Source organism: Campylobacter sp. CH246 (genome assembly GCF_004378835.1).
GTDB classification, from domain to species: domain Bacteria; phylum Campylobacterota; class Campylobacteria; order Campylobacterales; family Campylobacteraceae; genus Campylobacter_D; species Campylobacter_D jejuni.
This window is the reverse complement of the sequence record NZ_RYYA01000018.1, coordinates 1-1,560: the sequence shown is the minus strand read 5'-3', so window position 1 is coordinate 1,560 and position 1,560 is coordinate 1. Positions and strand designations below refer to the sequence as shown.

1 rRNA gene is annotated in these 1,560 nt (G+C 44.0%); it reads right to left on the bottom strand.

Going from position 1 to position 1,560, the window contains the following annotated elements:
• Positions 1-1,560, bottom strand: a 23S ribosomal RNA gene (locus ELQ06_RS08470); the annotation flags it as partial.

The following is a 1,560-nucleotide window of genomic DNA, read 5'->3' as shown; positions in this document are numbered from 1 at the left end:
TGTTGTAAGTTTCTTCGCTTTCGGAGTAAATCCTAGTACGAAGCGAACCACACCTTATACCGAAGATACGGTGCTATTTTGCAGAGTTCCTTAAAGAGAGTTCTTCCACGCGCCTTAGAATACTCATCCCACCCACCTGTGTCGGTTTACGGTACGGGCAACATTAGCTAAACTTAGAAACTTTTCTTGGCTCGACGGCATCAGGGGTTCTTCTATCCATCCGAAGACTTCAAAAAGCCTTTCAGTTCTCGGAGTATTGTTATACGGATTTGCCTGTATAACCTCCTACGACCTTAGACTAGCACTTCCATCCGCTAGCCCCCTTAGCCCTAAGCGTCCTTCCATCGCACACTAATGTTGGTATTGGAATATTAACCAATTTGCCATCGTCTACCCCTTTCGGACTCGACTTAGGACCCGACTAACCCTACGATGACGAGCATCGCGTAGGAAACCTTGGGTTTACGGCGTTAATGATTCTCACATTAATTATCGCTACTCATGCCTGCATGCTCACTTCTATTCGCTCCAGCACTCCTTACCGGTATACCTTCGGCGCAAATAGAACGCTCTCCTACCACTTGCACACAACTTAAACTACTTAACTTTAGTCTAAGAATATTTTTACTGATTTTACTAAGTTTTATTTCTATCTTTACTCTATAAAAATCAGTAAAAATATAACTAAACATATAACTTAGTTTCTCATATTCTAAACTTAAATAATCTAAGTTGTGTGCAAGTCTACAGCTTCGGTACTTACTTTAGCCCCGTTATATTTTCCGCGCAAAATCACTAGACCAGTGAGCTATTACGCTTTCTTTAAAGGATGGCTGCTTCTAAGCCAACCTCCTGGTTGTTTAAGTAACTTCACATCGTTTTCCACTTAAGTAAGATTTAGGGACCTTAGCTGGTAGTCTGGGTTGTTTCCCTCTTGACGACGGATTTTATCACTCGCCGCCTGACTGCTGTGATTACATATAAGGTATTCGGAGTTTGATAGGGTTTGGTACATTGGTGTATGCCCTAGCCCATTCAGTGCTCTACCCCCTTATATTACGACACAACGCTATACCTAAATATATTTCGGAGAGAACCAGCTATCACGAAGTTTGATTGGCCTTTCACCCCTATCCACAAGTCATCCCGGGGCTTTTCAACGCCTATGGGTTCAGTCCTCCACTAGTTCTTACACTAGCTTCAACTTGCTCATGGATAGATCACTTCGTTTCGGGTCTGCAGCATCTGACTAAGCGCCCTATTCAGACTCGCTTTCGCTACGGCTTCGCGTTTGCTTAACCTTGCCAGACACCACAACTCGCAGGCTCATTATGCAAAAGGCAGTCCATCACCCTGTATTGCTACATAGGGCTCTGAATGATTGTAAGCAAATGGTTTCAGGTTCTATTTCACTCTGATCACCTCAGTTCTTTTCACCTTTCCCTCACGGTACTTGTGCACTATCGATCTGGTATTAGTATTTAGGGTTGGATCGTGGTCGACCCGGATTCAGACAGGATTCCTCGTGTCCCGCCCTACTCAGGATACTGCTAGCTAAGG